The following is a 26,205-nucleotide window of genomic DNA, read 5'->3' as shown; positions in this document are numbered from 1 at the left end:
ATTTAATACCAGCATCAATAATCACGATTTCATTTTTGTACTCAATAGCATAAGTGTTTTTACCAACTTCACCTAAGCCACCAAGTGCATATACACCTACTTCATTTTGATGTAATTGTTTCATTATTCAGCTTTCTCCACACTGAAATGATCTGAAGTTTCTTTTTCGTAATCTAAATGTGCGCCCTCTAATTTAGTGATAAATTCGATATTAAAATTACGGTCTTTTAAATAACGTCTAACTTGTTCTTCAGTTTGTGCTTCAACATAAATTGTTTGTGTGTTTTCACGCACGATTACTTCATCTTTATTATGTTGATAGAATACTTTAAATACTGACATTGATATAATTCCTCCTAAGGGTTGTTTTAAATATTTATTCAAGTCCCTTGGTTTACAACTCGGGTTATTAAAGATAGAAACAATAAAATTCTAATTGATATAACTCTTCAATAAAGCATGCTTGCTTATTTAAAATAAAATACATACCAGCTCAATCTAAATAGATATACAATGATTCTATTTAATTTCACTACCGAGTATGTTTTCCAGGGAAATATTGTCGTTCAAATTTTGAAAAATAGCATTAGTTCACTAAGTTTTCAGTTAATATATATTTTACATGATGTATAAGAAGAAATAAAGCAGTTTTATCTTTAAGTAAAGTGGTAAGAAGTGTTTTAAGCGAGAATATTTAAATAATGACTAGTTTTTAAATGGAATTGTTCCACTTTTACTATTAGATATTTGTTTAAATTATAATAGATAGGTATTTAATAGATGAAGAAATATATAATGAGAAGTAGTGGAGTTAAGACTCGTAATAATATTTACAGAAGTTCAGAAATAAAAACTCGTAAGTAATTAATACTTACGAGTTTTAAAATTTCATATTAAACTTCTACTGCATCATTATGTGGTGTTAAAGGATTAGCTTCGTCGATATGATCGTAAAACATTACACCATTTAAATGATCAATTTCATGTTGGAAAACGATAGCAGGGTAGCCTTTTAAACGTAATTTAATATCATTACCTTCGATATCTTGAGCTTTTATTGTCACTCTATTATGACGATGAACCAATCCAGGAATTGATTCGTCAACACTTAAACATCCTTCACCAGTTGGTAAATAAGCTTCTTGGACACTATAACTCATTACCTTTGGATTCACTAACATATAGTCATAAGATTTCCCATTACCATCATCAGGTAAATAAACTGCAATCATTCTTTTTGAAACATTAATTTGTGGTGCTGCTAAACCTACACCGGAGCGTAAACCATATTTATTAGCGATGTCATCATCTTGACTATTAATTAAAAACTCACGCATAGCTTTTAATGTTTCTTTATCTTCATTAGATAAAGGGAAACTTAATTCTTGAGCTTTTTCACGTAGTGTAGGATGACCATCTCTTATTATATCTTTCATTGTTAACATGTTTGACACCTTCCTTAATATAAATATACCAAATTAGATAGGTAGAAGTACATTGATGTAAATTAGATTATTAGTAGAAATACTAAATAAAAGTTAGAATAACATCATAGTCGACAAACTTCTATAAGTAGAAGGTGTAAATTCAAAACTCACTGATACTATATAGTATAATAATTTTATATTATAATATAAATAAAGGCATACTCGTTATATACATGAATAGTTTAGACGGCTTATAATATCGATTTCGTTGATTTATAATGTAGATTTATTTATTATAACAAGCGTACAACTTTGAGGAGGAAACAGAAATGAAATTTAACAAAACGATAGCAGTAGTAGCTACATCGGCTGTTTTGTTAGCAGGATGTACTACAGATAAAAAGGAAATTAAAGCATATGACGATCAAGTACAAAATGCTTTTGATAAAGAAAAACCAGTTACAGATGTAAGTAAAAAAATAAATAAGTTAGAAGAAGAAAAACAAAAGCTATTTAAAAAAGCTAATGATAAAGATCAGCAAACTAGAGAGAAAGCTGCTGATGATATTGTCGAAAATGCAGAAAAACGTGAAAAAGAATTTAAAAAAGAAGAAAAAGCGCTTAATGAGTCTGAAAAAGAATTTAAAAAAGCAGAATCACACATTGATAATATAGACAATAAAGATAAGAAAAAAGAAGTTGAAGAACTAGATAAAGCGATAAAAGATAAATATAAAACACATAGCGACTATGCAAAGGCTTACAAAAAAGCTTTAGGTAAAGAAAAATCACTGTTTAGTTTTATTAATAAAGATGGTGCAACACAAGAACAAGTTGATGAAAAATCAAAAGAATTAAGTAAAGCCTACAAAGATATGAATAAGAAATTTAAAGCGTATTCAAAAGCTATGAACAAGGTAAATAAGGAAAAACAAGACGTAGATCAATTTAAATAATTTGACGATTGATACAGATGTAGGGGAAGTATTAGTACAGTCCTCACATCTGTATCTTTTTATAATAAAACAGAACTTTATGAAATCGTTTAACAGGGTTATTTATTTGTGATACAATTGTTATGGATAAAATGAATTTCTATTTATAAATGGGAAAGGTATGGTGAATTGAATGGCTCCTAAGTTACAAGCCCAATTCGATGCGGTAAAAGTACTAAATGACACACAGTCGAAATTTGAAATGGTTCAAATTTTAGACGTAGATGGTAACGTTGTAAATGAAGACTTAGTACCTAATTTAACAGACGAAGAATTAGTAGAATTAATGGAAAGAATGGTATGGACACGTATTTTAGACCAACGTTCTATTTCTTTAAATAGACAAGGTCGTTTAGGTTTCTATGCACCTACAGCAGGACAAGAGGCTTCTCAATTAGCTTCTCAATACGCTTTAGAAAAAGAAGACTTTATTTTACCAGGGTATCGTGATGTGCCACAAATTATTTGGCATGGTTTACCTTTAACTGAAGCTTTCTTATTCTCAAGAGGTCACTTCAAAGGAAATCAATTCCCTGAAGGCGTTAATGCATTAAGCCCACAAATTATCATCGGTGCTCAATATATTCAAACAGCAGGTGTAGCATTCGGTCTTAAAAAACGTGGCAAAAATGCAGTTGCAATTACTTATACTGGTGATGGTGGTTCATCTCAAGGTGACTTCTATGAAGGTATTAACTTTGCTTCAGCATACAAAGCACCAGCAATCTTTGTTATTCAAAACAATAACTACGCGATTTCAACACCACGTAGCAAACAAACTGCAGCAACTTCATTAGCTCAAAAAGCTATTGCTGTTGGTATCCCTGGTATCCAAGTTGATGGTATGGATGCGTTAGCAGTTTATCAAGCTACTAAAGAAGCTCGTGAACGTGCAGTTGCAGGTGAAGGTCCAACATTAATCGAAACTATGACATATCGTTATGGTCCACATACTATGGCTGGTGACGACCCTACACGTTACAGAACTTCAGATGAAGACGCAGAATGGGAGAAAAAAGACCCATTAGTACGTTTCAGAAAATTCTTGGAAAACAAAGGTCTTTGGAATGAAGAGAAAGAAAATGAAGTTATTGAACGTGCTAAATCAGACATCAAAGCAGCTATTAAAGAGGCTGACAATACAGAAAAACAAACTGTTACTTCTCTAATGGAAATCATGTATGAAGAAATGCCTCAAAACTTAGCAGAACAATATGAAATTTACAAAGAGAAGGAGTCGAAGTAAGCCATGGCACAAATGACAATGGTTCAAGCGATTAATGATGCGCTTAAAACTGAACTTAAAAAAGACGAAGACGTATTAGTTTTCGGTGAAGACGTTGGTGTTAACGGTGGTGTATTCCGTGTTACTGAAGGTTTACAAAAAGAGTTTGGTGAAGATCGTGTATTCGATACACCACTTGCAGAATCTGGTATTGGCGGTTTAGCTTTAGGTTTAGCTATTGAAGGTTTCCGTCCAGTAATGGAAATCCAATTCTTAGGATTCGTATATGAAGTATTTGACTCTGTAGCAGGACAAATCGCACGTACTCGTTTCCGTTCAGGTGGTTCTAAAACTGCACCTGTAACAATTCGTACCCCATTCGGTGGCGGTGTGCATACTCCTGAATTACACGCAGATAACTTAGAAGGTATTTTAGCTCAATCTCCTGGATTAAAAGTTGTTATCCCTTCAGGTCCATACGATGCTAAAGGTTTATTACTTTCTTCTATTAGAAGTAACGATCCAGTAGTATATTTAGAGCATATGAAATTATATCGTTCATTCAGAGAAGAAGTTCCTGAAGAAGAATATACAATTGATATCGGAAAAGCTAATGTTAAAAAAGAAGGTAACGACATTACTTTAATCGCTTATGGCGCAATGGTTCAAGAATCATTAAAAGCAGCTGAAGAATTAGAAAAAGAAGGTTATTCTGTTGAAGTAATTGATTTACGTACAGTACAACCAATTGATATTGATACTTTAGTAGCTTCAGTTGAAAAAACAAATAGAGCAGTAGTTGTACAAGAAGCACAACGTCAAGCAGGTGTTGGTGCACAAGTAGCAGCTGAATTAGCTGAACGTACAATTTTATCATTAGAAGCTCCAATCGCTCGTGTTGCAGCAGCTGACACAGTATATCCATTTACTCAAGCTGAGAATGTTTGGTTACCAAATAAAAATGATATTGTTGAAAAAGCAAAAGCAACTTTAGAATTTTAATAATTGAATAAAATTTATATTAAATAGTGATTTTTATTATAAAATCTTAGGAGGAAAAAGACCGTGGCATTTGAATTTAGATTACCCGACATCGGGGAAGGTATCCACGAAGGTGAAATTGTAAAATGGTTTGTAAAAGCTGGAGATACAATTGAAGAAGATGATGTCTTAGCAGAAGTTCAAAATGATAAATCTGTTGTAGAAATTCCATCACCAGTTAGTGGTACAATTGAAGAAGTATTAGTTGATGAGGGTACAGTAGCAGTTGTTGGTGATATCATCGTTAAAATTGACGCACCAGATGCTGAAGAAATGACATTCAAAGGTCATCACAGTGATGAATCATCAAGTGATGCACCTAAAGAAGAATCTCCTCAAGAAGACAACGCTTCATCTCAAGAAAGTCAACCAGCAGCAACTAATGCTCAAGACGCTGAAGTTGATGAAAATAGAACTATTAAAGCAATGCCTTCAGTACGTAAATATGCACGTGAAAATGGCGTGAATATTAAAGCAGTTGCAGGTTCAGGTAAAAATGGACGTATTACAAAAGAAGATGTTGATGCATACTTAAATGGTGGATCAACTCAAACTACATCTAATGAAAGTGCAGCATCAGATGCTACTTCAGAAGATAGTAATGTTGCAGCAACTCAAACAGTTCCAGAAGGCGATTTCCCAGAAACAACTGAAAAAATCCCAGCTATGCGTAAAGCAATTGCCAAAGCTATGGTTAATTCTAAACACACAGCGCCACACGTTACATTAATGGATGAAATTGATGTTCAACAATTATGGGATCACCGTAAGAAATTCAAAGAAGTTGCAGCTGAACAAGGAACAAAACTTACTTTCTTACCATATGTAGTGAAAGCACTTGTTTCTGCACTTAAAAAATACCCAGCACTTAATACTTCATTTAATGAAGAAGCTGGCGAAATTGTACACAAACATTATTGGAATATTGGTATTGCAGCAGACACAGACAGAGGTTTATTAGTTCCTGTTGTTAAACATGCTGACCGTAAATCTATTTTCCAAATTTCTGATGAAATTAATGAACTAGCTGTTAAAGCACGTGATGGTAAATTAACTTCTGATGAAATGAAAGGTGCAACATGTACAATCAGTAATATCGGTTCAGCTGGTGGACAATGGTTCACTCCAGTTATTAATCACCCAGAAGTAGCTATCTTAGGAATTGGGCGTATTGCTCAAAAACCGATTGTTAAAGATGGAGAAATTGTAGCAGCTCCAGTTCTTGCATTATCATTAAGCTTTGACCACAGACAAATCGATGGTGCAACTGGACAAAATGCTATGAATCACATTAAACGTTTATTAAATAATCCAGAATTATTATTAATGGAGGGGTAAAAAGATGGTAGTTGGAGATTTCCCAATTGAAACAGATACTATTGTAATCGGAGCAGGTCCCGGAGGTTATGTTGCAGCAATTCGTGCAGCACAACTAGGTCAAAAAGTAACAATCGTTGAGAAAGGTAATTTAGGCGGCGTTTGCTTAAACGTTGGTTGTATTCCTTCTAAAGCTTTATTACACGCATCTCATCGTTTTGTTGAAGCACAACATTCAGAAAATTTAGGGGTAATTGCTGAAAGTGTTTCTTTAAACTATGAAAAAGTTCAAGAATTCAAATCATCAGTAGTTAACAAATTAACTGGTGGAGTTGAAGGATTATTAAAAGGTAATAAAGTTGAAATCGTTAAAGGCGAAGCTTACTTTGTAGATAATAACAGTTTACGTGTTATGGATGAAAAAAGTGCTCAAACTTACAATTTCAAACATGCTATTATCGCAACTGGTTCTAGACCAATTGAAATTCCTAACTTTGAATTCGGTAAACGCGTTATCGATTCAACAGGTGCGTTAAACTTACAAGAAGTACCTGGTAAATTAGTTGTAGTTGGTGGCGGTTATATCGGTTCAGAACTTGGTACTGCATTTGCAAACTTCGGTTCAGAAGTAACAATTCTTGAAGGTGCCAAAGATATTTTAGGCGGCTTTGAAAAACAAATGACACAACCAGTTAAAAAAGGCATGAAAGAAAAAGGTGTCGAAATCGTTACTGAAGCTATGGCTAAATCAGCTGAAGAAACTGAAAATGGTGTTAAAGTTACTTATGAAGCTAAAGGTGAAGAACAAACAATCGAAGCTGATTATGTATTAGTAACTGTTGGACGTCGTCCAAACACTGATGAATTAGGCTTAGAAGAATTAGGTCTTAAATTCGGAGAACGCGGTTTATTAGAAGTTGATAAACAAAGCCGTACTTCAATCGAAAATATTTTCGCAATTGGAGATATCGTTCCAGGTTTACCACTTGCTCATAAAGCTAGCTACGAAGCAAAAGTTGCTGCAGAAGCTATTGATGGACAAGCTGCAGAAGTTGATTACATTGGTATGCCAGCAGTATGTTTCACTGAGCCAGAATTAGCTCAAGTTGGATATACTGAAGCGCAAGCAAAAGAAGAAGGTTTATCAATTAAAGCTTCTAAATTCCCTTACGCTGCAAATGGCCGTGCATTATCTTTAGATGATACTAATGGTTTTGTTAAATTAATTACACTTAAAGAAGATGACACAATCATCGGTGCTCAAGTTGTTGGTACTGGCGCATCAGATATTATTTCTGAATTAGGTTTAGCAATTGAATCAGGTATGAACGCTGAAGATATTGCTTTAACAGTACATGCTCACCCAACATTAGGTGAAATGTCAATGGAAGCAGCTGAAAAAGCGATTGGTTACCCAATCCACACAATGTAATTTAACGAATTAGTTAAATGAGACTGGCAACATTATTGTTGCCAGTTTTTTTATGTTGTCAAAACTATATACAATCTTAGTTTAAAAATATTAAATCAGTTGTTTGTTAAATGCTTGTTCGATAGACTGAATATATATTCTATTAAACATATTGGAGTGAAAAAACATGGAATATCAATATCCCTTAGATATAGACTGGAACAATGAGGAAATGATGTCAGTCATTCATTTCTTTAATCAAATTGAAAATTATTACGAATCATCTGTTAAAGGCGAAGATGTTAAAAATGCTTACAAAACTTTTAAACAAATAGTCCCTGGTAAAGCAGAAGAAAAACAAATATTTAAAGAATTTGAAAAAAGTAGTGGATATAATAGCTACAAAGTTGTTCAAGAAGTGACTAAAAATCCCGATCAACAAGTCTTTTCTGCAAAGTCATAATCCATAATACAAATCATTTATTTTAAAAAGTATTGATTATAAAGTTATATTTTGGTATTTTTATTAAGCGTTAAACAAAATGTTTGATAAAAGTAAACTTAATATAGCTTTTTTTAGGTGGTTTCAATATGGATATAGGTTATAAACTTAAGAATCTTAGGAAAATAAAAAATTTAACTCAAGAAGAATTGGCAGAAAGAACTGATCTTTCAAAAGGATATATTTCCCAAATAGAAAGTCAAAATGCATCACCAAGTATGGAGACATTTTTAAGTATCTTAGAAGTCTTAGGTACTTCAGCAAGTGATTTCTTTAAGGAATCAGAACAACAAAAGGTCATTTATAAAAAGAAAGATCAGGTCATTTATGATGAATATGATAGGGGCTATATATTAAATTGGTTAGTAACTAAATCTAATGAATTTGAAATGGAACCACTTTTATTAACATTAAAACCTGGTGCGTCTTATAAAACATTTAATCCATCAGAATCTGATACATTTATCTATTGCTTGCAAGGTCAAGTTACACTTCAATTAGGTAATACTTGTTATCATGCTAACAAAGAAGATGTATTTTATTTTAAAGCGAACGATGATCATCGTCTATTTAATGAAAGTCATGAAGAAGTGAAAATATTAATTGTTGCAACAGCATCATATTTATAAGGAGTTGTAGAAATTGGCACCATTATTATCATTTAAGGGAGTAAGTAAAGGATATGATGACGTTCAAATATTAAATGAAATTGATATTGATATAGAGTCTGGACACTTTTATACATTGTTAGGTCCTTCTGGATGTGGTAAAACAACGATTTTAAAATTAATAGCTGGATTCGAATATCCTGATAAAGGTGAAGTTATATACCAAAATAAACCAATCGGTAAGTTACCTCCAAATAAGCGAAAAGTGAATACAGTATTCCAAGATTATGCATTATTTCCACACTTAAATGTATTTGATAATATCGCATATGGATTACGACTTAAGAAAATGAGTAAATCTGCAATAAAAGATAAAGTAGAAGAAGCTTTACGATTAGTAAAACTTTCAGGATATGAAGAACGCAATATCAATGGTATGAGTGGTGGTCAAAAGCAACGTGTTGCTATAGCACGAGCGATTGTTAACGAACCAGAAATACTTTTATTAGATGAATCATTATCCGCTTTAGATTTAAAATTACGAACTGAAATGCAATATGAACTACGTGAATTGCAATCAAGATTGGGGATTACATTTATTTTCGTAACCCATGATCAAGAAGAAGCTTTGGCTTTAAGTGATTACATATTTGTAATGAAAGATGGTAAAATTCAACAATTTGGTACACCTAATGATATATATGATGAGCCAGTCAATCGATTTGTGGCAGATTTTATTGGTGAATCTAATATTGTAAAAGGAAGAATGGTCGAAGATTTCGTTGTTAATATTTATGGTCAAGATTTTGAATGTGTAGATATGGGAATTCCTGAAAATAAAAATGTAGATGTAGTGATTCGTCCTGAAGATATTTCTTTAATCGAAGCAGATAAAGGCTTATTCCAAGTAAAAGTTGATTCAATGCTTTTTAGAGGGGTACATTACGAAATTTGTGTAGTTGATAGAAAAGGATATGAGTGGGTAATTCAGTCGACACGTAAAGCAGAAGTTGGTAGTGAAGTTGGTTTATATTTTGAACCAGAAGCTATTCATATTATGGTACCTGGAGAAACGGAAGAAGAATTTGATAAACGAATTGAAAGTTATGAGGAAGTTGATAATGCGTAATACAAATCGTTTATTGCTCATCCCGTATTTAATTTGGATGGTTCTTTTTATTATCATCCCAGTGGTACTTCTCGTTTATTATTCTTTTCTCGATAACCAAGGACATTTTAGCTTTACTAACTATGAACACATCTTTACATTTAGTTATTTAAAAATGTTTACTGATTCAATCCTTTTTGCAGCTATTATAACAATTGTAACGCTCGTGATAAGTTATCCAGCTGCTTACTATATTGCACAATCAAAATATCAAAATTTACTATTAATGATTATGATTATACCAACTTGGATTAACCTATTATTAAAAACATATGCATTTATTGGTTTATTAAGTCATGATGGGTTAATTAATCAATTATTAAATATATTTCATTTATCTCCAATAAACATGTTATTTACAGCAGGTGCGTTTATTGTGGTGGCTAGTTATATCTATATCCCATTTATGATACTGCCTATATTTAATAGTATGAAAGCTATACCTAATAATTTACTACAAGCATCTAGTGATTTAGGTGCCAGTCCATTAACGACATTTAGAAAAGTGATTGTACCATTAACAAGAGAAGGTGTAATGACAGGTGTACAAGTTACCTTTATACCAGCATTATCATTATTTATGATTACTCGTCTTATCGCAGGTAATAAAGTTATTAATATTGGTACAGCAATTGAAGAACAATTTTTAACTATTCAAAACTATGGAATGGGATCTACGATTGCATTATTCTTAATCATCTTCATGGCATTTATATTAATTATGACAAAATCTAAATCTAATCATAGGAAAGGGTGAGAAATGTGAAATGGTATGGCAAGCTTTATATAAGTATTTTAATTGCTGTGTTATATATACCCATTTTGTTTTTGATGGTATATTCATTTAATTCAGCAGGTAATATGATTCATTTTGAACATTTCACATTAGAACACTATCAAACCTTGTTCCAAAATGATAAATTAATGTCTGTCATTTTTAATACGGTCGCAGTCGCATTAATTGCAGCTGCTGTCTCAACTTTAATAGGTACTTTAGGTGCAATTGCTATTTATTATTTAAGAAATAAACAATTTAAAGTAACCTTATTAACTTTAAACAATGTATTGATGGTATCATCTGACGTTGTAATTGGTGCTTCTTTTTTAATTATGTTCACTGCTATAGGTCATTTTACTGGATTAGGACTTGGTTTTTGGACAGTTTTGGCATCACATATTGCATTCTGTATACCGATAGTTGTTATCGTTGTATTACCTCAATTATATGAAATGAATGATAGTATGTTGAATGCAGCTAGAGATTTAGGAGCTACAGAATCACAACTATTGAGTAGTATTGTGATACCTAATATAATGCCTGCAATCATCGGTGGCTTTTTTATGGCATTAACGTATTCCTTAGATGATTTCACAGTCAGCTTTTTCGTAACAGGTAACGGATTTAGTGTGCTTTCTGTAGAAGTCTATGCCATGGCTCGTAAAGGTATAAGTATGGAAATTAATGCTATATCAACAATATTATTTGTCGTTATAATGATAGGTGTCATTGGTTATTACGCGATTCAGCACATCGTTCAACGTAAAAAACATACGAAACGAGGTGTGAATACATGAAGCGATTTTTACAATTAATTTTAATTTCTATCATTATCGGCGCTTTATGTTTAGTAGTCAGTCATTGGTTTAAATCAAAAGAGAATACAGACACCAATCAGAAAATTTATGTATATAACTGGGGAGAATACATTGACCCAAGTTTAATTAAAAAATTTGAAAAAGAAACAGGTATACAAGTAGTTTATGAAACATTTGATTCTAATGAAGCTATGGAAGCAAAAATTCGTAATGGTGGTACGCATTACGATGTAGCATTTCCAAGTGAATATACAGTACAAAAATTAAAACGTGCACATCTTTTAGAACCACTTGATCATAAAAAAATACCTAATATTAAAAATTTAGATTCAGATTATATGAACATGCCATATGACCGCCATAATAAATATTCATTACCTTATTTCTTTGGTACTGTTGGCATTTTATATAATAAAGATAAGTATCCAAATGATTCTTTTAATAGTTGGAAAGATTTATATAAACCAAAATATAAAAATGAAGTACTTTTAGTAGATGGTGCTCGAGAAATTATAGGTTTGGGTCTCAATAAATTGGGATATAGTTTGAATGATAAAAATCCACAACATATTAAAAAAACTGAATCAGATTTACAGAATTTAGCACCACAAGTAAGAGGTGTCGTAGGTGATGAAATTACAATGATGCTTCAACAGAATGAAGGTAATGTGGCCGTTGTTTGGAGTGGGGTTGCTGCTCCATTAGTACAAGAAAGTGACAAATATAATTACGTTATTCCTAAAGAAGGGTCTAATTTATGGTTTGATAATATGGTTATACCAAAAACAGCGCAAAATAAAGAGGGCGCATATAAATTTATGAACTTCTTATTAGATGCAAAAAACAACAAACAAAATACCGAATGGGTAGGCTATGCGACACCAAATAAAGCTGCAAGAAATATGTTACCAAATGATATTAAAAATGATCATAGATTTTACCCTAATAAAAAGGAACAACAACGCTTAGAAGTTTATCAAGATTTAGGTCAAGATACATTAAGTGAATATAACGAAAGTTTTTTAAATTTTAAAATGTCGTTAAAGTAGAATGAAAATGGTAGTTATTTTATGTTATTTTCGATATAATAACCTGATAAGTAAAGTAAGGAGTTGTAACGAATGACAGGAGAGCAATATACTCAAATCAAACGTCCAGTCAGTCGACTAACAGAAAAAGTATTAGGTTGGCTTAGTTGGGTATTCTTACTAGTGTTGACAATTGTCACGATGTTTATAGCTTTAGTGTCATTTAGTAATGATACATCAATTGCTAACTTAGAGAATACATTAAATAATAATGACCTTATTCAACAAATGTTGGCAAATAATAGTTTAAGTACTACGCAATTTGTAATTTGGTTACAAAATGGTGTATGGGCTATTATAGTGTATTTCATTGTTTGTTTACTGATTTCATTTTTAGCATTAATATCTATGAATATTAGAATTTTATCTGGATTTTTATTCTTATTATCAGCAATCATTACGATACCATTAGTGTTACTTGTTGTAACTTTAATTATTCCAATTTTATTCTTCATCATAGCAATAATGATGTTTGTCAGAAAGAACAAGGTAGAAGTTGTACCAAATTATAATAATGGTTATGGTTATCAACCTTATAATGAAGTTCCAGAGCAAGATACACACCATTACGAACCTGAACAAGAAGAAAAAATTGAAAAAACAAGTCAACGTAGACGACCATCACGTCGTAGTATGGAACGTAAAGAACAAGCATATGAACCAACTCAAGATGCTACAGCACAAAATGAAGAAAATAATGAAACATATGATGATAAATATGAACAATTTCCTAAGCGTGCTGTTGAAAGTGAATATCGTTCAGATGATGATGAACAAGAAGAAGAACCTACAGTATTATCTAGACAAGCTAAGTATAATAAGAAATCTAATTCTAATAACGAAGCACAAGTTAATCCAGAGGCTTATAATGATAGTGCATATGATGAAGCACAAAATAATTATAATGATGAACCTCAGATTGATCCAAAAGAACTAAAAGCTCAACAAAAGAGAGAAAAAGCAGAAATTCGTGCTAAGAAAAAAGAAAAGCGTAAAGCATATAATCAACGCATGAAAGAAAAACGTAAAAATCAACCAAGTGCTGTAAATCAACGTAGAATGAATTACGAAGAACGTCGTCAAATGTTCGGTGAAACTGAACAAAAAATGAGAGATAACGTTAAGCAAGATAATCAAAATATTGATGAAGAAAACAACTCTAAATAATAATTTAAAGACCAAAAATGAAAGTTTAGTATTCATTTTTGGTCTTTTTTTCTAGAGTATTAAAATTTTAGTGTATTAATTAGCAAGAAAAGACAGTTTTTAGTATTATTAAGGTAAGGATTTAAGGAGGTACCGAAATGAAAAGAAAAACAGAACTTATTTTAGCTTGGATTGCTAATGGATTGAGTAGTTTATATTTATTATTAGTAATCGTAGGTTATTTCGCTATGAAGTCAGGAAGCGGTGCATCTCAAAATGAAGAAATGGTAAGCAAAATGATGGGAAGTAATCAAGATATGTCTATGGACATGCTTGCAACATCAATTGCTTTATCAATGGGTGTGTTAGCTTTCTCTACTATATTAGGAATTGTTGGTGCGCTAACTGTTAAAGGAAGACGTAAATTAGGCGCTAGTTTATTAATTGCAGCTGCAATTGTTGGTATTATGGCAACTAATATTATTGCGATGGTATTATGGTTAATTTCTGGTATCATGCTACTTGCGAAATCAGATAAACAAGGACCAACTAATCAATTCCAAAATAATAATTCTTATGATGATTCAACCAAGAGACAAGAGTGGAATCCAGAAGAAGAATTAAAAGAACGTCAACAAAGCAAAAAACCATATACTTATTAGACAAAATATATTGTAATAACTATTGATTGAATGAATTAAATTATGGAGCAACTTCATAAAATATCGTAAAGTAAAACAACCTTTTGGGATTTTCAAATAATCCCAAAAGGTTGTTTTGTTTATATTTAATCTCAGTGAATATTGTTAGCTTCATTTACAATTCTTGGAATGTTTGAATAATAAGATAAACATTCAAAATACTTAAGATAATAATAAGTGACCAAGAAATCACATTTACCCATCTTTTATTAATAAATGGACCCATTAATTTTTCATTACTTGTCGCTAATTGTAATGGTATTAATGTAAATGGTAATGCAATACTTAAGAATACTTGTGAAAATACTAGTAATTGTTCAATTTTAGCTTCATTGCCATTAAAAATAATTAAGCAAATAATAACTGGAATAATTGCTAGTGATCTTGTAATTAATCGACGAAGCCAATTTGGTAATCGGAATCTTAAGAAACCTTCCATTACTATTTGACCTGCTAAAGTACCAGTGATTGTTGAATTTTGCCCTGAAGCAAGGAGTGCTACCGCGAATAATGTGCTCATAACACCACCTAATGTTGCACCAAGTAATGGTTGAGTTTTTAATGCATGATATAAATCATAAAATCCACCTAATTCATCTGCATTTGAGCCAAAGAATAAAGCAGCGCCCAAAGTTAATAATAAGCAGTTAATTACAAATGCAATTGATAATTGGATGTTTGAGTCAATTGTTGCATATTTGATTGCTTGAGCTTTATCATCATTATTATTTCTATCATACTTTCTTGATTGAACGATTGAAGAATGTAAATAAAGATTATGTGGCATAATTGTTGCACCAACAATACCTAAAGCAATATATAAAATACCTTGATTAGTAACAATTTCTTTATGAGGTAAAAATCCATTTAATAAGTTAATGACATTAGGTGATGATATATAAACTTCGAATATAAAGATAGCTAATACTGTAAAGATAAGTGTACCTACAATAGCTTCAATTTTTCTAAAACCAAATTTCATCATAAATAAAAGTATAAACACATCACATACTGTAATTAGTGCACCAACAATTAATGGAATATTGAATAATAAATTAAGTGAAATGGCACTTCCGATTACTTCAGCAATATCTGTCGCGATAATAGCTAGTTCTGCAATTATCCAAAAAATAACAGCAACAGGCTTAGATAAATAGTGGCGTGTCATTTGAGCCAAATCTTTCCCTGTGGCTATCCCTAATCTAACAGTCATACTTTGTAACAACATAGCAGCTAGACTAGAAATCAAAATGACAAATAGCAGTGTATAACCGAATTGTGCGCCACCCTGCATTGAAGTAATCCAGTTGCCAGGATCCATATATCCAACAGCAACTAATAGACCTGGTCCAATAAAAGCTAATAGTTTTTGACTGGCATTACTTTTGTAGTCAAAATCTATCGTATTATTAATTTCTTCTAAGCTTTTTTGATGTTCATGATTGTCTGATTGCTTATTCATAAATTAAATCACCTCTAATGTAAAATCATAATGATATATTAACCTAATTATATTTTTAGGTCAACCTAAAAATATTTTACACTATTAAAAAATACCCGGACATCATTTCAATGTATCAGGTATTTTATAACAAATTATTATGCGTGATAGAATTTTAAAAACTGGTCAAATGTTTCTTCTACAAATTGAATAAATGATTTGTCAGACGTTAAACGATTATCGTCAGGTGAGATTGCTCTAGCAACGAAAAATTCACCTTTTTTAACATTTTTAACGCGGTCTATGGCTTCATGTAATTGATCATCTGTAAAATCTTTAATTAGTGGTTTTTCTGGTTTCATATGGTCAAGACACACACTATAATCTGAAGGGAGATGTCTTAATGTGTCGAAATGCTTATCAAATGTTTTAACACGTTCAGCTTTGTCTTTAGCTTCATGCATAACACCAAACATTACAAATAATTGGTCTCTAAATAATCCAATTTGAAAGTGGGGCAGCATTTTGTAACCACGTTTGTTTGGAGCAAATGCAACCCAGGTATCTTTAGGAGGGTTAACACTTCTTCTGGCATGTTTTGCGACGTGAGGATAGAATGTTTCCCCAGTTTGAGTACTAAAATACTCTGTGAAATAATCACCTAATTGATGAAGTTGAGGTCTAACATGTTCATTAAGTGCTTCCATACGTTCATCAAGACCATCTACGTCAAAGGCTTTAAAATTTTCAGGTGTAAATGTATATTTTGTCATAACTTGCCTCCTAGGGTAATAATTAAAGTTATTGTAGCATAACCATGACTAAAAATTCTAAATTGTAGTTTCAATTTTATACATAATTTCATGTAAAAAGGGGAATCTAACATTATAAAAAAGGGATAGTTATCGTGTATAATAGATATTAATAGGAGATGATACCATGGCACTTTACGATTTTGCTAAAGGATTAGTTTTAGAAGCGGGTAACAAAGTCCGTTTAATGATGAAAGAGGATTTAAATATAGAAACCAAATCCAACCCTAACGACTTAGTGACTAACGTAGATAAAGCAACAGAAGATTATATATTTGAAATGATTCACCAAAATTATCCGGAACACAAAGTGATAGGTGAAGAAGGTCATGGTCACGATTTAAAAGATATCAATGGTGTGGTTTGGGTCGTTGATCCAATTGATGGCACTTTAAATTTTGTTCATCAACAAGAAAATTTTGCGATTTCTATTGGTATTTACCACGAAGGTCAACCATACGCTGGATTTGTATATGACGTAATGAGAGATATTTTGTATCATACTAAAGTTGGTGAAGGTGCTTATGAGAATAATCATCCATTGGAAAAATTAAAATCTACGCAATTAAAAACAAGTATTATTGGTATTAATCCTAATTGGTTAACTAAACCTATTATGGGGCCTATATTTACACCAATTGTTGATGATGCTCGAAGTGCTAGAGCATATGGTAGTGCAGCGCTAGAAATTGTTAGTGTAGCAAAAGGGCAATTAGACGCTTATGTAACGCCAAGACTACAACCGTGGGATTATGCTGGCGGTTTAATGATACTTAATGAAGTAGGCGGTAAAGGTACTAATTTACTTGGTGACGCTTTAACAATTAACCAACCCAATTCTATTGTTATGGCAAATCCTTCATTACACGATGAACTATTAAATAATTATTTAAATGAGTTTGAAGAAACGTTACGAAAACATCATAAAAGAAGATTTGGTCGATAATACCTACAATGATAAAAATAAGTCCATGGAAGACTCTAATGCCTCCATGGACTTTTACAATTTTATTTTGAAAATATATTGTTAAAATAAAATTAAATGATGGTGAATTCGTGTTAAAAGAAGTTTTAATTCGTTTTTAAGGGGTTATATCATTTATAACCAATTATTTTCACGATATTTCTTTTTTACTGTGAAACCGACACCAAATGTTGCAACGAGTAATATAAATGTTAAAATCATCATTGGAACATTTGCAGCACCAACACTAAAACTAAAAAGCAATAAAAAGATTACAGCTAAAATTGAGAATACCCAAAATATGCCTTTAGATTTTTTTTGTTGCATCCCATACCCCACCTTTTACTTATTTTTTCTCTAATCTATGATATAATAAAAAAGTTGTAATTAAAAGTGGGAGTTTACTTAAGAAAGGAAATTTATAATATGACGAATATAAGAGAAGATGTACGTAATATAGCAATTATTGCGCACGTTGACCATGGTAAAACGACGTTAGTTGATGAATTATTGAAACAATCAGGAATTTTTAGAGAGAATGAACATGTTGACGATCGTGCTATGGACTCTAATGACTTAGAAAGAGAACGTGGTATTACGATATTAGCGAAAAATACTGCGGTAGACTATAAAGGAACAAGAATTAACATTTTAGATACGCCAGGTCATGCTGACTTTGGTGGCGAAGTTGAACGTATCATGAAAATGGTTGATGGCGTAGTCTTAGTTGTAGATGCATATGAAGGTACTATGCCTCAAACACGTTTTGTACTTAAAAAAGCATTAGAACAAAATTTAAAACCAGTTGTAGTAGTAAATAAAATTGATAAACCATCAGCAAGACCAGAAGGTGTAGTTGATGAAGTGTTAGATTTATTTATTGAATTAGAAGCAAATGATGAACAACTTGATTTCCCAGTTGTATATGCTTCAGCTGTTAACGGAACTGCAAGTTTAAATTCTGAACAACAAGATGAAAACATGCAATCACTATACGAAACAATCATTGATTACGTACCAGCACCAATAGATAACAGTGATGAACCATTACAATTCCAAGTAGCATTATTAGACTATAATGATTACGTTGGTCGTATCGGTATTGGCCGAGTATTTAGAGGTAAAATGCGTGTTGGTGACAACGTATCACTTATTAAATTAGATGGCACTATTAAAAACTTCCGCGTAACTAAAATCTTTGGTTACTTTGGATTAAAACGTGAAGAAATTGAAGAAGCACAAGCTGGTGACTTAATCGCAGTATCTGGTATGGAAGACATTAACGTTGGTGAAACAGTAACACCACATGATCACCAAGATGCATTACCAGTATTACGTATTGATGAGCCAACACTTGAAATGACATTCAGAGTCAATAATTCACCATTTGCTGGTCGTGAAGGTGACTTTGTAACAGCGCGCCAAATTCAAGAACGTTTAGATCAACAACTTGAAACAGATGTATCATTAAAAGTAACACCTACAGATTCACCTGATGCATGGATCGTTGCGGGTCGTGGTGAGTTACATTTATCAATCCTAATTGAAAATATGCGTCGTGAAGGTTATGAATTACAAGTTTCTAAACCTCAAGTAATTCTTAAAGAAGTAGATGGCGTGATGTGTGAACCATTTGAAAGAGTTCAATGTGAAGTGCCTCAAGAAAATTCTGGTGCAGTAATCGAATCTTTAGGTACACGTAAAGGTGAAATGTTAGACATGATGACAACAGATAATGGTTTAACTCGTCTAATCTTTATGGTACCTGCACGTGGTATGATTGGTTACACTACTGAATTTATGTCAATGACTCGTGGTTATGGAATTATTAACCATACATTTGAAGAATTTAGACCTCGTATTAAAGCAAAAATTGGTGGCAGAAGAAATGGTGCATTAATTTCAATGGATCAAGGAACTGCTAGTACTTATGCTATTTTAGGTCTAGAGGACCGTGGTACTAACTTTATGGAACCAGGTACTGAAGTTTATGAAGGTATGATTGTTGGTGAACATAACCGTGAAAATGACTTAACAGTTAATATCACAAAAACAAAACATCAAACTAACGTACGTTCAGCAACTAAAGACCAAACTCAAACAATGAATCGCCCACGTATTTTAACGCTTGAAGAGGCTTTACAATTTATTAATGATGATGAATTAGTAGAGGTAACTCCTGAAAGTATTCGTTTGAGAAAGAAAATTTTAAATAAATCAGTTCGTGAAAAAGAAGCTAAACGTGTTAAACAAATGATGTCTGATGAAGAATAATTTTTAATTAACATGAATAAAATATAAGCAAAAAAACCACTCGCTAGTTGATAATACAACTAGCGAGTGGTTTTATTATGTTAATTTTCTTTTGAATCGTGATACGTAAAAGGTTGAGGTTGTTTAGGTGTATCTAAGCGACTTTTACAATCATCACACATAAAAGTACGAATAGGGTTGTTTCTAAGCTGTTTTGCTTCTACAGTGTTTTCATCAATATGAACTGTAGTATCACAAATGATACATTTAACAGGAACCAATTAAATCACCTCAATATATTTTACATACTTAAATTCGTAGCTGTATCCATTTTCTGTATCGTATACAAAACTATCAACTGAATTATCGTCATACATACGTTTTCCATCTTTAGCAAATTGGAAGAATAAGTATGGTAATAAATCTAATGGAACTTCAACTGAATCTTCATCATTAAATAATTTAATTGCAGTTGCGTTTGATTGTGGTTCTGCTGTTTTAAAGAATGGTGTCATGTTAATCACAAATGAACCTTCTAAAACAGAACGTTTTTTATATTTTATTTCAGAATTAAGCGTTGGCGGATTAGTTTGTCCTTCAAGAATAGCACGATTCCATTCTCTATTGTCTTCAAATCGAACTGGTTTAGTACCGTCAAAGACACCTTTTTCTAAGTCTTCAATACTTACCTTTCGATCGTCAAATATCCAAGTTGTACTATCTAATGTGATGGGAAATTTTACCGCACCTTTAATTTGAATCATCTTGCCCACTCCCTAAATTTTTATCTCATATTATTTTATCATAAAATAGGTTATACTTATTTTAAAGATACTTGCTTTTTAACATTTAGTAAGATAAAATTTTAAGTATTGAAGATATTTAATGAAATGATAGGGGGAGTGTGTGTCATGGCTAATCAGTCGAAATTAAATAATGCGGCATATGAGCAATTGAACAAAGATGCTGATAGAATTTTACAGCTAATCAAAGTTCAAATGGATAACCTAACAGTACCTTCTTGTCCGCTTTATGAAGAAGTTTTAGATACACAAATGTTCGGTCTTCAAAAAGAAGTAGATTTTGCTGTACAACTAGGGCTAGTTGACAAAGAAGTCGGCAAAGAACTTATGTTAAGACTTGAAAAAGAACTTTCAAAACTACACGAAGCTTTTACAAATGTTTAATTTTATAGATTTGATTTAATCTAACGTTATTATTTATATTAATTCAAATTTGTATAGATATAACATAGTTTGAATTCATTTTGATATAAACGTGAAATGCAACCTACACATTGTATAAATGGTGGCTGAGATAGTATCATAATTGATATTTTCTCAGTCATTTTATCTTTTTGTAAAATCATTATGTTTATATTTGTTTTGTGATACATAAGAAGTTTATAATAAAAAGATAGGTTTGTGGGAATGATTAATATTCGATTAATTCCCTTTAAACAAATCTTAAAAACATTGAATTGGATGAACTGATATATGAAAAACTTTAAAAATATAATGCGGTATATTGGGAAAACATCTAAATTTATCGATTATCCATTGTTAGTCACATATGTGATTCTATGTTTAATTGGTTTAGTTATGGTTTATAGTGCCAGCATGGTGGCTGCTACTAAAGGTACATTAACAGGTGGCGCTGAAGTATCCGGTACATATTTCTATACGAGACAGTTACTTTACGTCATTATGAGTTTTGTTATAGTCTTTTTTATGGCATTTATAATGAATGTAAAGATATTGAAAAAGCCTAATGTTCAAAAGTGGATGATGATAGGTATATTCGCTTTGTTATTAATAACACTTGTAATTGGTAAAAATATTAATGGTTCAAAAAGTTGGATCAATTTAGGATTTATGAATTTACAAGCGTCAGAGTTATTAAAAATTGCTATCATCTTATACTTACCGTTTATGATAGAGAAGAAAATGCCTCAAGTACGAAATAAAATTAAACTTATTGCAGCACCGATTATTTTAGTTTCAAGCTGTGTTGCGCTAGTACTTTTACAAAGAGACGTGGGGCAAACATTATTAATTTTAATTATTTTCTTTTCAATAATTTTTTACGCTGGTATAGGCGTACAAAATCTTTTGAAATACGGTATTATGGTAGTCATTGCAGGTATAGTGATATCCATTTTAGTGCTTGCTTTAGGATTATTACCAAGTTACCTTGAAGCTAGATTTAGTACCTTAACTAATCCATTTAATGCAGAAGCTGGTACAGGTTACCATATATCTAACTCACTTATGGCTATAGGTAATGGTGGATTATTTGGTCGGGGACTTGGAAATAGTATTATGAAACTTGGCTACTTACCAGAACCACATACCGATTTTATATTTGCGGTTATATGTGAGGAATTAGGACTTGTAGGTGGTTTATTTGTCATCCTACTAGAATTTTTCATTGTTTACCGTGCATTCCAACTAGCTAATAAAACGAATTCATATTTTTATAAATTAGTATGTGTAGGAATTGCTAGTTATATCGGAAGCCAAACATTTGTAAACTTAGGTGGTATATCAGCAACAATTCCATTAACAGGTGTACCATTACCGTTTATTAGTTTTGGTGGTTCGGCTATGATTAGTTTAAGTATAGCAATGGGATTACTCTTAATTACTGCAAAACAAATTAAAATGGATGAAATTAGAAGTAAACAACGAAAAATCGATATTAGACGTCGTTATCAATAACTATTTAGCTAATCTCTCTTTAGTGAAATTCTGTACAGTGAATTTTCTAAAGGTAAGGGATTAGCTTTTTTATTTGTAAATTATTTTAAACTGGAAATACTTTCAACATAATGATAATATAAAGTTATTGTTAATGATAAGTTTATTTGATTATAAGTGAATCATTAAAATAAAATAATTTGTTTTGGTTTTATGACACTTAAGTTAAAGAATTATGACTAATATATATTAACTATAGAAAATAATTGCTATATAGGATAAAATTTTAATATATAAGTAGTTAGAAAATTCTAAATATTTAAAAGGGGTGTTTTTACTCTTGAAACACATCAAGAAGTTATTAGTAGCCAATCGTGGTGAAATTGCTATCAGAATTTTTAGGGCAGCAGCAGAGTTGAATATTAGTACAGTAGCAATTTATTCTAATGAGGATAAATCATCATTACATAGATATAAGGCAGATGAATCTTATTTAGTAGGTAGTGATTTAGGACCAGCAGAAAGTTATTTAAATATCGAAAGAATTATAGAAGTAGCTAAAAGAGCAAATGTTGATGCTATACATCCAGGATACGGTTTTTTAAGTGAAAATGAACAATTTGCACGTAGATGTGCTGAAGAAGGCATTAAATTTATTGGACCTCATCTAGAACACTTAGATATGTTTGGTGATAAAGTTAAAGCAAGAACAACTGCACTTAAAGCTAACTTACCTGTGATACCAGGTACAGATGGACCTATTGAAAGCTTTGAAGCGGCAAAGGCCTTTGCAAGTCAGGCTGGATATCCGTTAATGATTAAGGCTACAAGTGGCGGTGGCGGTAAAGGAATGCGAATTGTTCGTGAAGCCAGTGAATTAGAAGATGCATTTCATCGCGCTAAATCAGAAGCTGAAAAATCATTTGGTAATAGCGAAATTTATATCGAACGCTACATCGATAATCCTAAACATATAGAAGTACAAGTTATCGGTGATGAATATGGTAATCTTGTTCATTTATATGAACGTGATTGTTCGGTTCAAAGACGTCATCAAAAGGTAGTGGAGGTAGCACCTTCTGTAGGGTTACCTGAATCATTACGCTTAGAAATATGTGATGCGGCAATCCAATTGATGTCACATATTAATTACGTTAATGCAGGAACGGTCGAATTTTTAGTGTCTGGGAATGAATTTTACTTTATTGAAGTTAACCCTCGTGTGCAAGTAGAACATACGATAACTGAGATGATAACTGGAATAGATATCGTTAAAACGCAAATATTAGTTGCAGACGGTTGCGAATTATTTAGCCAAGAAGTTGGTATGCCAAAGCAAGAAGATATTCAAACATTAGGATATGCAATTCAATGTCGTATTACTACTGAAGATCCTTTAAATGACTTTATGCCTGATTCAGGAACCATTATTGCATATCGATCAAGTGGAGGCTTTGGTGTACGATTAGATGCAGGTGATGGTTTCCAAGGTGCCGAAATATCACCGTATTATGATTCTTTATTAGTAAAACTATCTACACATGCTATGTCATTTAAACAAGCAGAAGAAAAGATGGAACGTTCTTTAAGAGAAATGAGAATTCGTGGGGTTAAAACCAATATTCCATTTTTAATTAATGTTATGAGAAATGACCAGTTTAGAAGTGGAGATTATACTACTAAATTTATAGAAGAAACACCAGAATTATTTAACATTCAACCAACATTAGATAGAGGAACAAAGACACTTGAATATATTGGGAATGTAACAATTAATGGATTTCCTAATGTTGAAAAGCGACCTAAACCGTTATATGAAACGGCTTCTATTCCTAAAGTATCACAAGCAAAGGTAGATACATTTTCAGGAACGAAACAGTTACTAGATCAACAAGGTCCAAACGGAGTAGCGAAATGGGTACGAGAACAAGATGATGTACTCATTACAGATACTACTTTCAGAGATGCACATCAGTCTTTATTAGCTACTCGAGTAAGAACAAAAGATATGTTAAATATTGCATCTAAAACTGCAGAAGTATTTAAAGATAGTTTTTCATTAGAAATGTGGGGCGGTGCTACATTTGATGTAGCGTATAATTTCCTGAAAGAAAATCCATGGGAACGTCTAGAACGTCTACGTAAAGCTATTCCCAATGTTTTATTCCAAATGTTATTACGTGCTTCAAATGCAGTAGGATATAAAAATTATCCAGATAATGTAATACAAAAATTTGTAAAAGAAAGTGCAGAAGCTGGTGTCGATGTTTTTAGAATTTTTGATTCTTTAAACTGGATTGATCAAATGAAAGTAGCGAATGAAGCGGTACAACAAGCTGGTAAAATTTCTGAAGGAACAATTTGTTATACTGGTGATATTTTAAACTCAGAAAGATCAAATATTTATACACTTGATTATTATGTCAAATTAGCTAAAGAATTAGAAAGAGAAGGTTTCCATATTTTAGCTATTAAAGATATGGCAGGATTATTAAAACCGAAAGCAGCATATGAACTAATCGGTCATTTACGTGCAGCGGTTAATTTACCTATACATTTGCATACTCATGATACAAGTGGCAATGGTTTACTAACATATAAACAAGCGATAGATGCTGGCGTAGATATTATTGATACTGCTGTAGCATCAATGAGTGGTTTGACAAGTCAACCAAGTGCCAATTCATTGTATTATGCGTTAAATGGATTCCCACGTAACTTGAGAACAGATATAGAAGGACTTGAAGAAATTAGTCATTACTGGGCTACAGTTCGTCCATATTATACAGATTTTGAAAGTGATATTAAGTCACCGAATACAGAAATATATCAACACGAAATGCCAGGTGGACAATATTCTAATCTAAGCCAACAAGCTAAAAGTCTTGGTCTAGGTGAACGTTTTGATGAAGTAAAAGATATGTATCGTCGTGTTAATTTCCTATTTGGAGATATCGTTAAAGTAACACCTTCTTCTAAAGTAGTAGGAGATATGGCACTATTCATGGTTCAAAATGATTTAAATGAAGATGATATCATTAATCAAGGACATAAATTAGATTTCCCAGAATCTGTAGTATCCTTCTTTAAAGGAGAAATTGGGCAACCAGTAAATGGATTTAATCCACAGTTGCAAAAAGTCATACTTAAAGGTCAAAAGCCATTGGAAAATAGACCTGGAGAATATTTAGAATCTGTTGATTTTGAAGAAGTCAGAAAAGAATTAGCAAACATTCAAAATACAGAAGTAACAGAACAAGATATCATTAGCTATGTCCTATATCCTAAAGTCTATAAACAATTTATTGCTACTAAGGAACAATTTGGGGACCTATCATTGTTAGATACACCAACATTTTTATTCGGTATGAGAAACGGTGAAACAGTTGAAATAGAAATTGATACTGGTAAACGATTGATTATTAAACTAGAAACAATTAGCGAACCCGATGAAAATGGGCAACGAACAATTTACTATGCAATGAATGGACAAGCAAGACGCATTTATATTAAAGATGAAAGTGTAAAAGCTAATGTAAATGTAAAACCAAAAGCAGACAAAACCAATCCAAATCATATTGGGGCACAAATGCCAGGTTCTGTCACAGAAGTGAAGGTAGCTGTTGGAGATAAAGTGAAAGCAAATCAAGCTTTACTCATTACAGAAGCAATGAAAATGGAAACAACGGTACAAGCACCATTTGACGGTACTATAAAACAAATCACAGTATCGAATGGAGATGCTATAGCTACAGGAGATTTATTAATTGAATTAGAAAAAGATCCATCTTAATAAATATTAAAAAAGCCG

The 26,205-nt window shown here is 31.9% G+C and carries 26 protein-coding genes; 18 read left to right on the top strand and 8 right to left on the bottom strand.

The window, feature by feature from the left end; genetic code table 11:
• The 3 genes from CD121_RS12490 to def form a co-directional block, all read right to left on the bottom strand.
• The coding region (locus CD121_RS12490; RefSeq protein WP_371683229.1) for a hypothetical protein at positions 1-124 on the bottom strand (124 nt) is incomplete at its 3' end.
• The gene (locus tag CD121_RS12025) at positions 124-342 is read right to left on the bottom strand and encodes a DNA-dependent RNA polymerase subunit epsilon (protein WP_017637699.1); all 219 of its coding nucleotides are present in this window, start codon (positions 340-342) and stop codon (positions 124-126) included. The genes CD121_RS12490 and CD121_RS12025, both read right to left, overlap by 1 nt.
• 551 nt (positions 343-893) lie before the next feature.
• Entirely contained in the window at positions 894-1,445 is a 552-nt protein-coding gene (gene def / locus CD121_RS12020; protein ID WP_017637698.1) for a peptide deformylase, read from the bottom strand.
• Between the two features lie 311 nt (positions 1,446-1,756).
• Here def and CD121_RS12015 point away from each other — a divergent pair, with 311 nt between their 5' ends.
• The 13 genes from CD121_RS12015 (at position 1,757) to CD121_RS11955 (ending at position 14,186) form a co-directional block, all read left to right on the top strand.
• A complete protein-coding gene (locus CD121_RS12015) occupies positions 1,757-2,383 on the top strand; it encodes a YkyA family protein (RefSeq protein WP_029055529.1) in 627 nt (208 codons plus the stop codon).
• 172 nt (positions 2,384-2,555) lie between these two features.
• Positions 2,556-3,668 carry a pyruvate dehydrogenase (acetyl-transferring) E1 component subunit alpha gene (gene pdhA / locus CD121_RS12010; RefSeq protein ID WP_126568412.1) on the top strand — a complete coding sequence of 371 codons (1,113 nt, stop codon included), beginning with the start codon at positions 2,556-2,558 and terminating at the stop codon, positions 3,666-3,668.
• Between the two features lie 3 nt (positions 3,669-3,671).
• Positions 3,672-4,649 (top strand): alpha-ketoacid dehydrogenase subunit beta, encoded by a 978-nt coding sequence (locus CD121_RS12005; protein ID WP_017637695.1) that lies wholly within the window; start codon positions 3,672-3,674, stop codon positions 4,647-4,649.
• 63 nt (positions 4,650-4,712) lie between these two features.
• Positions 4,713-6,026 (top strand): dihydrolipoamide acetyltransferase family protein, encoded by a 1,314-nt coding sequence (locus CD121_RS12000; RefSeq protein WP_126568409.1) that lies wholly within the window; start codon positions 4,713-4,715, stop codon positions 6,024-6,026.
• Positions 6,027-6,030: 4 nt separating this feature from the next.
• Entirely contained in the window at positions 6,031-7,437 is a 1,407-nt protein-coding gene (lpdA, locus tag CD121_RS11995; protein ID WP_017637693.1) for a dihydrolipoyl dehydrogenase, read from the top strand.
• A 166-nt stretch (positions 7,438-7,603) separates the two neighbouring features.
• Complete coding sequence (locus tag CD121_RS11990; RefSeq protein ID WP_017637692.1) at positions 7,604-7,879, top strand: UPF0223 family protein; 276 nt, start codon at positions 7,604-7,606, stop codon at positions 7,877-7,879.
• A gap of 128 nt (positions 7,880-8,007) precedes the next feature.
• A complete protein-coding gene (locus CD121_RS11985) occupies positions 8,008-8,547 on the top strand; it encodes a helix-turn-helix domain-containing protein (RefSeq protein WP_017637691.1) in 540 nt (179 codons plus the stop codon).
• A 13-nt stretch (positions 8,548-8,560) separates the two neighbouring features.
• Positions 8,561-9,655 carry an ABC transporter ATP-binding protein gene (locus CD121_RS11980; protein ID WP_017637690.1) on the top strand — a complete coding sequence of 365 codons (1,095 nt, stop codon included), beginning with the start codon at positions 8,561-8,563 and terminating at the stop codon, positions 9,653-9,655.
• Complete coding sequence (locus tag CD121_RS11975; protein WP_017637689.1) at positions 9,648-10,451, top strand: ABC transporter permease; 804 nt, start codon at positions 9,648-9,650, stop codon at positions 10,449-10,451. Before CD121_RS11980 ends, CD121_RS11975 begins: the two co-directional genes overlap by 8 nt.
• Positions 10,452-10,456: 5 nt before the next feature.
• On the top strand, positions 10,457-11,269 hold the full coding sequence (locus CD121_RS11970; RefSeq protein ID WP_126568406.1) for an ABC transporter permease: 813 nt from the start codon (positions 10,457-10,459) through the stop codon (positions 11,267-11,269).
• Positions 11,266-12,339 carry an ABC transporter substrate-binding protein gene (locus CD121_RS11965; RefSeq protein ID WP_119622956.1) on the top strand — a complete coding sequence of 358 codons (1,074 nt, stop codon included), beginning with the start codon at positions 11,266-11,268 and terminating at the stop codon, positions 12,337-12,339. The genes CD121_RS11970 and CD121_RS11965 overlap by 4 nt, the downstream gene beginning before the upstream one ends.
• Before the next feature lie 72 nt (positions 12,340-12,411).
• Positions 12,412-13,545 carry a lipoteichoic acid stability factor AuxB gene (gene auxB, locus CD121_RS11960; RefSeq protein WP_126568404.1) on the top strand — a complete coding sequence of 378 codons (1,134 nt, stop codon included), beginning with the start codon at positions 12,412-12,414 and terminating at the stop codon, positions 13,543-13,545.
• Positions 13,546-13,682: 137 nt separating this feature from the next.
• On the top strand, positions 13,683-14,186 hold the full coding sequence (locus CD121_RS11955; protein WP_017637685.1) for a DUF4064 domain-containing protein: 504 nt from the start codon (positions 13,683-13,685) through the stop codon (positions 14,184-14,186).
• Between the two features lie 154 nt (positions 14,187-14,340).
• On the opposite strand, the gene CD121_RS11950 is transcribed toward CD121_RS11955, so the two are convergent.
• Positions 14,341-15,687 carry an Nramp family divalent metal transporter gene (locus CD121_RS11950; RefSeq protein ID WP_017637684.1) on the bottom strand — a complete coding sequence of 449 codons (1,347 nt, stop codon included), beginning with the start codon at positions 15,685-15,687 and terminating at the stop codon, positions 14,341-14,343.
• Between the two features lie 137 nt (positions 15,688-15,824).
• Entirely contained in the window at positions 15,825-16,439 is a 615-nt protein-coding gene (locus tag CD121_RS11945) for a YktB family protein (RefSeq protein WP_017637683.1), read from the bottom strand.
• Between the two features lie 166 nt (positions 16,440-16,605).
• Here CD121_RS11945 and CD121_RS11940 point away from each other — a divergent pair, with 166 nt between their 5' ends.
• A complete protein-coding gene (locus CD121_RS11940) occupies positions 16,606-17,424 on the top strand; it encodes an inositol monophosphatase family protein (RefSeq protein ID WP_017637682.1) in 819 nt (272 codons plus the stop codon).
• Between the two features lie 153 nt (positions 17,425-17,577).
• Here the strand turns inward: CD121_RS11940 and CD121_RS11935 are convergent, their stop codons facing one another.
• On the bottom strand, positions 17,578-17,769 hold the full coding sequence (locus CD121_RS11935) for a DUF5325 family protein (RefSeq protein ID WP_070452779.1): 192 nt from the start codon (positions 17,767-17,769) through the stop codon (positions 17,578-17,580).
• Between the two features lie 99 nt (positions 17,770-17,868).
• On the opposite strand from CD121_RS11935, the gene typA reads away from it, so the two are divergent.
• Entirely contained in the window at positions 17,869-19,716 is a 1,848-nt protein-coding gene (gene typA / locus CD121_RS11930; protein ID WP_017637680.1) for a translational GTPase TypA, read from the top strand.
• An 80-nt stretch (positions 19,717-19,796) separates the two neighbouring features.
• Here typA and CD121_RS11925 read toward each other — a convergent pair whose 3' ends face one another.
• Both CD121_RS11925 and CD121_RS11920 read right to left on the bottom strand, forming a co-directional pair.
• Complete coding sequence (locus CD121_RS11925) at positions 19,797-19,976, bottom strand: DUF2197 domain-containing protein (protein ID WP_126568401.1); 180 nt, start codon at positions 19,974-19,976, stop codon at positions 19,797-19,799.
• A complete protein-coding gene (locus CD121_RS11920; RefSeq protein ID WP_017637678.1) occupies positions 19,977-20,459 on the bottom strand; it encodes a hypothetical protein in 483 nt (160 codons plus the stop codon).
• 147 nt (positions 20,460-20,606) lie between these two features.
• On the opposite strand from CD121_RS11920, the gene CD121_RS11915 reads away from it, so the two are divergent.
• The 3 genes from CD121_RS11915 (at position 20,607) to CD121_RS11905 (ending at position 26,187) form a co-directional block, all read left to right on the top strand.
• Positions 20,607-20,882 (top strand): Fpa/YlaN family protein, encoded by a 276-nt coding sequence (locus CD121_RS11915; RefSeq protein WP_017637677.1) that lies wholly within the window; start codon positions 20,607-20,609, stop codon positions 20,880-20,882.
• A gap of 309 nt (positions 20,883-21,191) precedes the next feature.
• Positions 21,192-22,415, top strand: coding sequence for a cell division peptidoglycan polymerase FtsW (gene ftsW, locus CD121_RS11910; RefSeq protein ID WP_017637676.1), 1,224 nt, complete (start codon positions 21,192-21,194; stop codon positions 22,413-22,415).
• A 319-nt stretch (positions 22,416-22,734) separates the two neighbouring features.
• Positions 22,735-26,187, top strand: coding sequence for a pyruvate carboxylase (locus tag CD121_RS11905; RefSeq protein ID WP_185817765.1), 3,453 nt, complete (start codon positions 22,735-22,737; stop codon positions 26,185-26,187).
• The last annotated feature ends 18 nt before the right edge of the window (positions 26,188-26,205 follow it).

Origin of the sequence: Staphylococcus pasteuri, from assembly GCF_003970495.1 — a bacterium.
Lineage (GTDB): Bacteria > Bacillota > Bacilli > Staphylococcales > Staphylococcaceae > Staphylococcus > Staphylococcus pasteuri.
Note: the sequence above shows the minus strand (reverse complement) of the source record. Positions and strands in the feature narration are given on the sequence as shown.

What these genes read in the sequence shown, in the direction of transcription:
- CD121_RS11975 (WP_017637689.1), top strand. Translation starts at nt 9,648, where the DNA reads ATGCGTAATACAAATCGTTTATTGCTCATCCCGTATTTAATTTGGATG.
- auxB (WP_126568404.1), top strand. Translation starts at nt 12,412, where the DNA reads ATGACAGGAGAGCAATATACTCAAATCAAACGTCCAGTCAGTCGACTA.
- CD121_RS12005 (WP_017637695.1), top strand. Translation starts at nt 3,672, where the DNA reads ATGGCACAAATGACAATGGTTCAAGCGATTAATGATGCGCTTAAAACT.
- ftsW (WP_017637676.1), top strand. Translation starts at nt 21,192, where the DNA reads ATGAAAAACTTTAAAAATATAATGCGGTATATTGGGAAAACATCTAAA.
- CD121_RS12025 (WP_017637699.1), bottom strand. Translation starts at nt 342, where the DNA reads ATGTCAGTATTTAAAGTATTCTATCAACATAATAAAGATGAAGTAATC.
- def (WP_017637698.1), bottom strand. Translation starts at nt 1,445, where the DNA reads ATGTTAACAATGAAAGATATAATAAGAGATGGTCATCCTACACTACGT.
- CD121_RS11985 (WP_017637691.1), top strand. Translation starts at nt 8,008, where the DNA reads ATGGATATAGGTTATAAACTTAAGAATCTTAGGAAAATAAAAAATTTA.
- CD121_RS11950 (WP_017637684.1), bottom strand. Translation starts at nt 15,687, where the DNA reads ATGAATAAGCAATCAGACAATCATGAACATCAAAAAAGCTTAGAAGAA.
- CD121_RS11920 (WP_017637678.1), bottom strand. Translation starts at nt 20,459, where the DNA reads ATGATTCAAATTAAAGGTGCGGTAAAATTTCCCATCACATTAGATAGT.
- pdhA (WP_126568412.1), top strand. Translation starts at nt 2,556, where the DNA reads ATGGCTCCTAAGTTACAAGCCCAATTCGATGCGGTAAAAGTACTAAAT.
- CD121_RS11935 (WP_070452779.1), bottom strand. Translation starts at nt 17,769, where the DNA reads ATGCAACAAAAAAAATCTAAAGGCATATTTTGGGTATTCTCAATTTTA.
- CD121_RS12015 (WP_029055529.1), top strand. Translation starts at nt 1,757, where the DNA reads ATGAAATTTAACAAAACGATAGCAGTAGTAGCTACATCGGCTGTTTTG.
- CD121_RS11940 (WP_017637682.1), top strand. Translation starts at nt 16,606, where the DNA reads ATGGCACTTTACGATTTTGCTAAAGGATTAGTTTTAGAAGCGGGTAAC.
- CD121_RS11945 (WP_017637683.1), bottom strand. Translation starts at nt 16,439, where the DNA reads ATGACAAAATATACATTTACACCTGAAAATTTTAAAGCCTTTGACGTA.
- CD121_RS11955 (WP_017637685.1), top strand. Translation starts at nt 13,683, where the DNA reads ATGAAAAGAAAAACAGAACTTATTTTAGCTTGGATTGCTAATGGATTG.
- CD121_RS11990 (WP_017637692.1), top strand. Translation starts at nt 7,604, where the DNA reads ATGGAATATCAATATCCCTTAGATATAGACTGGAACAATGAGGAAATG.
- lpdA (WP_017637693.1), top strand. Translation starts at nt 6,031, where the DNA reads ATGGTAGTTGGAGATTTCCCAATTGAAACAGATACTATTGTAATCGGA.
- CD121_RS11915 (WP_017637677.1), top strand. Translation starts at nt 20,607, where the DNA reads ATGGCTAATCAGTCGAAATTAAATAATGCGGCATATGAGCAATTGAAC.
- typA (WP_017637680.1), top strand. Translation starts at nt 17,869, where the DNA reads ATGACGAATATAAGAGAAGATGTACGTAATATAGCAATTATTGCGCAC.
- CD121_RS11965 (WP_119622956.1), top strand. Translation starts at nt 11,266, where the DNA reads ATGAAGCGATTTTTACAATTAATTTTAATTTCTATCATTATCGGCGCT.